7 protein-coding genes and 1 pseudogene are annotated in these 7,048 nt (G+C 62.3%); 5 read left to right on the plus strand and 3 right to left on the minus strand.

Annotated elements, in window-relative coordinates:
- Window positions 1–285: Tn3 family transposase (locus ACYP5B_RS07125; RefSeq protein WP_459569108.1), on the plus strand; the 285-nt coding region annotated here is incomplete at its 5' end.
- Window positions 286–716: 431 nt separating this feature from the next.
- On the opposite strand, the pseudogene ACYP5B_RS07130 reads toward ACYP5B_RS07125, so the two are convergent.
- Window positions 717–1,124 (minus strand): annotated as a pseudogene (locus tag ACYP5B_RS07130) (SDR family NAD(P)-dependent oxidoreductase); the annotation flags it as partial.
- 49 nt (window positions 1,125–1,173) lie between these two features.
- Entirely contained in the window at window positions 1,174–1,980 is an 807-nt protein-coding gene (locus tag ACYP5B_RS07135; RefSeq protein ID WP_459569109.1) for an alpha/beta fold hydrolase, read from the minus strand.
- Window positions 1,981–2,254: 274 nt separating this feature from the next.
- Here ACYP5B_RS07135 and ACYP5B_RS07140 point away from each other — a divergent pair, with 274 nt between their 5' ends.
- From ACYP5B_RS07140 to ACYP5B_RS07155, 4 genes are read left to right on the plus strand one after another with little or no spacing between them, the layout of a single operon-like run.
- On the plus strand, window positions 2,255–3,064 hold the full coding sequence (locus tag ACYP5B_RS07140; RefSeq protein ID WP_459569114.1) for an SDR family NAD(P)-dependent oxidoreductase: 810 nt from the start codon (window positions 2,255–2,257) through the stop codon (window positions 3,062–3,064).
- Between the two features lie 21 nt (window positions 3,065–3,085).
- Window positions 3,086–3,403, plus strand: a complete 318-nt coding sequence (locus ACYP5B_RS07145; protein WP_459569110.1) for a c-type cytochrome — start codon at window positions 3,086–3,088, stop codon at window positions 3,401–3,403.
- 11 nt (window positions 3,404–3,414) lie between these two features.
- Window positions 3,415–3,873: a (2Fe-2S)-binding protein gene (locus ACYP5B_RS07150; RefSeq protein WP_459569111.1), complete on the plus strand. Its 459-nt coding sequence runs from the start codon at window positions 3,415–3,417 to the stop codon at window positions 3,871–3,873.
- 11 nt (window positions 3,874–3,884) lie between these two features.
- Window positions 3,885–6,140: a xanthine dehydrogenase family protein molybdopterin-binding subunit gene (locus ACYP5B_RS07155; protein ID WP_459569112.1), complete on the plus strand. Its 2,256-nt coding sequence runs from the start codon at window positions 3,885–3,887 to the stop codon at window positions 6,138–6,140.
- A gap of 418 nt (window positions 6,141–6,558) precedes the next feature.
- Here the strand turns inward: ACYP5B_RS07155 and ACYP5B_RS07160 are convergent.
- Window positions 6,559–7,048: GlxA family transcriptional regulator (locus ACYP5B_RS07160; RefSeq protein ID WP_459569113.1), on the minus strand; the 490-nt coding region annotated here is incomplete at its 5' end.

The following is a 7,048-nucleotide window of genomic DNA, read 5'->3' on the forward strand; positions in this document are numbered from 1 at the left end:
AAGGTCGCGCCGGAGCGCGGACGGCGGCGCGACGAGATGATCGCGATCTCTGGCTCTCTGACGCTGTTGACGAACCTGGTGATCGCGTGGAACACGCAGCGCATGCAGGACACGGTCGAGCGTTGGCGGCACAAGGGGCAACAGGTTGACGACGACTGGCTACGCCGTATGGGGCCAGCACATTTTGCCCATGTGAATTTCCGGGGAACGCTAAGCTTTCCGGTCCACCGGTACCAAGAGATGCTGCTCGAAGCGGCACCTTGGCAGCGTGCGTCCGGCTCGTAAAGGCGGCCTTCCAGGAGAATGGGATGGAAATCAATACCGGGGCGGTGGGCGAAGTGATTCCTACGCTTCTTTATTTGAATTTAACGGCTGCGGACGAGCCATCCATATAGGGGAGGGTGAAAGCGCCAGATTCTGCATCAAAAGGGCGTGGCCGCGCGAAAACGGCTACCTCTCAAGCGATTGATTCTAAATGATAATTCCGTGCAAACCGCCAGATTTTGCACCAAAAGCACGATTACCCCGATTTCAAGGCTGCGTTTGTCGCCAGCAACGACTGGAGCACGACGGGAGATTGCGAACCAATGCTCGCGTACGCGTTCGGAACCTTCCCGAGGCCGCGTTTGATGTTAGCGAACAGTTCGGCAGTTAAGCCGGTGGCGGACGTGACATCGATCGTGGACATACGAGTCATTTGGATTCCTTTAGTAAGGTTATGCTACGGGGATGGGGTTCTCGGCCAGGGACTGGTTGAATTGGTCGACCAGCGTGTGTTCCTGGGAACCAGGGTTGTTGCGCAGCGGCATTGCGATATCCACCACCACCTCGGTGGTGGCGGTCTCGAGCTTCCGCACCGTTTCAGCGATAAATGCAGGCAGCGGCATGGCGCGTGAATCGCCGCTCCTGTAAATCAGGTCGGTATCTACCCACGGAGGTGCAATCTCCAGCACCCGCTCACTGGTGCCACGCAGCATGAAGCGCTGCGATAGCGCATACGAGTGGATTGCTGCCTTAGTGGCCGAGTACAGCGCCGTGCTCGCCAGTGACACAAAGGCCAGAACCGAACTGTCGTTGATGATCGTGGAATCGGGCTGCGACTTCAGGTGCTCAACAAACGCTGCCCTAGAACCGAGGCAAAAACAGGGACGAAGGGTTCGCGACGGCCATCATTTATGCTAGGAAGCGGTCTACCTGCATCACGAAATCTTCAACCTCCTGGAACAGAAACGCGTGGCCAGCATCGGGATAAAGGATTAGCTTTGCATCGGGTGCCTGCTGTGACAATACGAAAGAGCGATAGGCCGGTAGCATGACATCACACGCGCCGTTGGCAACGAGCATCGGCAGACGTAGTTCGCTGGCCCGGTGCAGCACGCCCTGCCACGACGAAATGGCCTTGATTTGGCCCATGAATGCCTCGGCCGTGACGGCGGGGCCGCGGTCCAGTTGCCCGGCGATTCTATTCAGCGAGGCGCGGCCCGCGTCGACTGCGCATTCGCTTTGCGGGAAGAACAGAAACAGAAAATCTTCGATGTCATTGACGGGACGCGCCATGACCTGCGGAACTCTCGGATGAGGTTGCGGCCCACCGGTGATTCCACCGGGACTGGATCCAGCGACGATCAGGCGTCGCACCAGATGCGGGGCCTCGAGCGCCAGTTGCTGCGCCACCACCCCGCCTAGCGACCAACCCAACACGTCCACCTGCTTGTGACCCAGTGCTGCGATGACCGCGCATGCTACCGCCGCCATGCCTGCAATCGTGTCCGGCACGATGCCGCCCGACCGCCCGATACCCGTACTGTCGAACCAGATGATGCGCCGGTCCGCCGACAGTTCCTTGATAAACGCCGGGTCCCAATCGTCCATCGTGCCGCGGAACCGCTGCAGCAGCAGTAGCGGGATGCCTCCCTCGGGGCCGGCTTCGCGCGCACAGATTCGGCCATACGGGGTATCGATGTCGAAAGAACGTGTCATGGTGGGTAGTTGTATTGTGGATCGTTCTCGATGAGTTACCTGCCAAGCGTATTGCCGAATGCGCCCCGATGCAGGACATAAACACGGCGTTTTCTGTCATGCCTTCGGTTCGCGCCCAAGCAGCGCTGAATGTGGGAACACGTGTGTACGGCAATGTTGTCCGAAAATGCGGTGTATATGTCAGTCCATGGCGCGTCACTATCCCTATGCTTGCGCGTATCTGCATGCCACACCGCGCGCATTAAGCAGCTCGCTCTTACCCAAAAGGATACACATGCCATCACAACTCGGAACCGCTCTCGTCACCGGATCGTCCTCCGGCATCGGCGCCGTCTACGCCGATCGCCTCGCGGCACGCGGCTATGACCTCATACTCGTTGCACGCAATGAAGAACGGTTGCGCGCGCATGCGGCCAGGCTTTCGAGCACGCATGGTGTCCAGGTGGACGTCCTAGTGGCGGATCTCACCGACGCTGCCGGCCTGCGACGTGTCGAGGCCACGCTCGCTGGCAACGATCGCATCACCATGCTGGTCAACAACGCTGGTTTCGGCGGCGCTGGTACCCTCGCGCAATCGCCGGTGGACGACATGGAACGCATGATCAGCGTCAACGTCACCGCCGTCATGCGACTGTCCTATGCGGCCGCGCCCGCATTTGCCGCGCGCGGCGCCGGGACGATCATCAACATCGCATCGATCGTCGCGATCGCCCCCGAGATCCTCAATGGCGTCTACGGCGGCGCAAAGGCATTCGTACTGGCATTCAGCCGTTCGCTGAAGAAAGAGTTGAGCGAAAGCGGCGTGACCGTTCAGGTCGTACTGCCGGGTGCTACGGGCACGGACTTCTGGGAAGTCGCGGGTCTCCCTACGTCGAACCTCCCGGAAAGCTGGGTCATGACACCCGAAACGCTGGTGGATGCCGCACTGAGCGACCTCGACGCCGGCGTGTTTGCCTCGATTCCGTCGTTGCAGGACGACTCGCAGTGGCAGGCTTGGGAAGCCGCGCGCGAAGCCATGGCGTCCAATCTGTCCTCCCGCGTCGCCGCGCCGCGCTACGCAGCGCGTGCCGGACAGCAAGACTGAAACCTTGACCCCCGTCTCCACATGAAAATAGCAATCGCCCCACTGGCCGTGCTTGCCATGGCCACCCTCTTCGCTCATCAGCCGGCCCGCGCCAGTGAAGCCCTCGCCCAAAAGTACGCGTGCGCGGGCTGCCATCAGGCCAATGCCCGCCTGGTGGGTCCGTCGTGGAAGGAAATTGCGGCCAAATACAAGGGCGGCAGCAAGGCCACGGAGCAACTCGCCGTCAGCATCAAGGCCGGTGGTGGCGGCAAATGGGGCGCTGTACCGATGCCGCCGCAGCCGCAGGTATCCGATGCCGATCTCACCGCGCTGGCGCAGTGGGTTCTCTCGCAGAAGTAGAGGAGTCTCCGATGACCACGCTGAACATCAATGGCAAGACGCTCGACGTCGACGCCGATCCGTCCACCCCGCTGCTCTGGGCCCTGCGCGACAACCTCGGTATGACCGGCACAAAGTTTGGTTGCGGCATGGCCGCATGCGGCGCGTGTACGGTCCATATCAACGGCACCGCGACGCGAAGCTGCGTCATGCCCCTCTCGGCTGTGGCTGGAGTAAACGTCAACACGATCGAGAGCATAAGCGACGACAAGATCGGCCGCGCGGTACTGGATGCCTGGATCCGGCGCGATGTGGCGCAATGCGGTTACTGCCAAAACGGTCAGGTGATGAGCGCCGTGAGCCTGCTGCGCACTAAGCCGCGGCCAAGCGATGCCGATATCGATCAGGCGATGGCGGGCAACATTTGCCGCTGTGGCACCTATCAACGTATTCGCGCGGCCATCAAGGATGCCGCGCGCGCAATCGCCTGAGGAGCACCATCATGCGTATTCGTGGATTGGAAGCGCTTGCGGGCGGTGGTGGCATGATCGAGTCCAAGGAGAGCGTCGCGCCACTCTCGCGCCGCAGCTTTCTCAAGCTGACTGGCATGGCCGGGGGTGGACTCGCGCTCGGCTTGGTCGGCGGTGTCGACCTCGCCCAAGCGGCGGAAGAAGGCGGGAAGCAAAAGGCGCCGTCGCCACCGCAAGCATTCGTGATTATCGCCCCTGACAATACGGTGACGATCGCCGTCAATCGGCTCGAGTTCGGCCAGGGCGTGCATACCGCGCTGCCAATGGTACTGGCCGACGAGCTCGACGTAGACTGGAAGAACGTGCGATCGATGCTGGCACCGGCGGGGGACGAGTATCGCGACCCGGGCTTCGGCATTCAGATGACTGGCGGTTCCACCGCGCTGATGCATTCGTTTACCCAGTATCGCGAACTCGGCGCGCGCGCCCGCGCGATGCTCGTGACGGCGGCGGCCAAGCAGTGGAATGTGGATCCCGCCAGCTGCTCCGCCGCGCAGGGTGTGGTCACCTCGGGCACGTATCGTGCCACATATGGCGAGCTCGCCGACGCGGCCATGAGTCTGAAGGTGCCGGCTACCGTGGTGTTGAAGGACCCGTCCCAGTTCCGCCTCATCGGCAAGCCCATGCCGAGACTGGACGCCGCATCGAAGCTACGCGGCGACCCGGTGTTCGGCATCGATACCCGACTCAAGGAGATGGTCGTGGCCGTGGTCGCGCACCCGCCGCGCTTCGGCGGCAAGGTGAAGTCGTTCAATGCAGACAAGACGCGAGCGATCAAGGGCGTCGTCGACGTCATGCAGGTGCCCGCGGATCGCGGCGGCTCCGGCGTGGCGGTAGTGGCCACCGGATACTGGGCAGCAAAGCAGGGACGCGACGCGCTGCAGATCGAGTGGGAAGATGCGGGCTCGACAGTCAGCACGCAGGCGCTCTACGAGGAGTACAGCAAGCTTGCGACGCAGCCCGGCAAGGTGGCGCGCCCGCTAGAGAGCGGCGATATGCAGGTGGCCCTCTCAGGCGCAGCACGCGTGATCGACGCCGAGTATCGGCTGCCGTACCTCGCGCATGCGCCAATGGAGCCGCTCAACTGCACCATGCAGGCGGAAATCAGCGGCAATAAGGCGACCAGCGTCAAGGTCTGGGTCGGCTCGCAGTTCCAGACCGTCGATCAGGCGGCGATCGCCCAGACGCTGTCGCTACCCGTCGAGAAGGTGACGCTCAACACGATGATGGCCGGCGGCGGCTTTGGCCGGCGTGCCGTGCCGACGTCGGACTATCTGGTCGAATCGGCAGGCGTGCTTCGCGAGTGGATCGCCAGAGGTCATGCCGAACCGCTCAAGGTCATGTGGAGTCGCGAAGACGATATCAAGGGGGGCTACTATCGCCCGCTGCACGTGCACCGCGCGCGCATCGGCTTCGACGCAAAGGGTCAGGTCGTAGGCTGGCAGCATGCGATCGTCGGTCAGTCGATCGTCATGGGCACTCCATTCGAGCCGGTTCTCGTGAAGAACGGCGTGGATTCGACTATGACCGAAGGCATCGTCGAGAACGAATACGCTCTGCCGATGCAGGTGACGGCCCATCACCCGAAGGTCGATGTCGCGGTGCTCTGGTGGCGCTCGGTGGGTAACACCCATACAAGCTTTGTCAAGGAGACGCTGATCGACGAGATCGCCACGGCCGCGAAGCAGGATCCCGTGGCCTGGCGCATGGCACGACTCGACACCGCCAAGCACGCCCGTCACCGCGCCGCCTTGCAGCTGGCCACGGACAAGGCCGGCTACGGCAAGCGCAAGCTGCCGAAGGGGCATGCGTGGGGCGTGGCCGTGCATGAATCGTTCGGGACAGTGGTAGCGTATGTCGTCGAGGTGTCCGTCGCCAAGGGTGAGGCGCACGTGCACAACGTCACGGCCGGCGTCCACTGCAATCGCGTCGTCAATCCACTGACTGCGGAAGCCCAGGTCCAGGGCGCATGCATCTTCGGCTTGTCGATGATTCGGCCCGGCTTCGCCATCGAGATGGAGAACGGGGTGGTGCGGAACAGCAATTTCCCGGACTATCCGCCACCGCGGATGCCCGATGCACCGCACATCGACGTGTTCTTCGTGCCGTCCGAAGACGCACCGTCGGGACTGGGCGAGCCTGGCGTGCCACCGATCGCACCGGCGGTCGCCAATGCACTGTTCCGGCTGACGGGCAAGCGCCAGCGGCAGATGCCCTTCGTCATCTGATCGTTCAGAGGCAGAGAGGCATCACGTCCTCTCTGCCCCGCAATCTACCGTTAACAGCAATCGTTCGGTTACTGTGCACCCTGTATGCCGCCCCTCGCACATTGATAATGTTCCCTCAAAGTGCTTTGTCATCCTCGATGACGATGGATCTGTAAGGTCCAGAACCTAGTTCATTCGGCGTAGCCGGCAATCAACATATCTGACGCCGCCGAGGCGTTCCGCGACGCGGAGACAGTCAACCTATCTGACGGCTACATCTACGACATCGAACTCGTATGGCATCGGAATTCAAACTACGGCATCCATTGCGCGTGGCATGTCATGTCATGTCGCAAGCCAGTGAATGCGGAGATGCGCATCCTAGCGTCGCTAATCTGACGCGCTCGCAACCCGGCCGCTTCGGTCGCTGGCCGTCAGTTCATTCCATTGCTTCCTGCTCGATCAGTGCGTCATTTCGCCGGATGCTGCTTGGCGACACGCCGTAGGCGCGCACAAAGGCCCGGCGCATACGATCGCGGTCCGCAAACCCTGTGTCCTGCGCCACGGTTTCCATCTGGTGACGACCTGACTCGAGCATGGTTCTGGCCGCTTCCAGCCGGAGCATCTCGACGGCCTTAGCCGGGGACTGGCCGGTCTCCTCACGGAACACCCGGCTGAACTGGCGCGGCGACAGGCGCGCGGCATCCGCCAGCTCCTCCACCGTCAGCGCATTGCGCAGATTCTCCTTCGCGTAGATCAGCGCGCGTTTGACGCGATCGCTGCGCGGCTCGAGTTCCAGTAATGCCGAAAACTGGGATTGCCCACCGGGGCGGCGGTAATAGACGACCAGGCGTCGGGCCACGTTACGTGCCAGCGCCGCGCCGTGGTCGTGCTCGATGAGCGCCAGGGCAAGGTCCATCGCCGCAGAC

The sequence above is a fragment of the Cupriavidus sp. 8B genome (assembly GCF_054589115.1).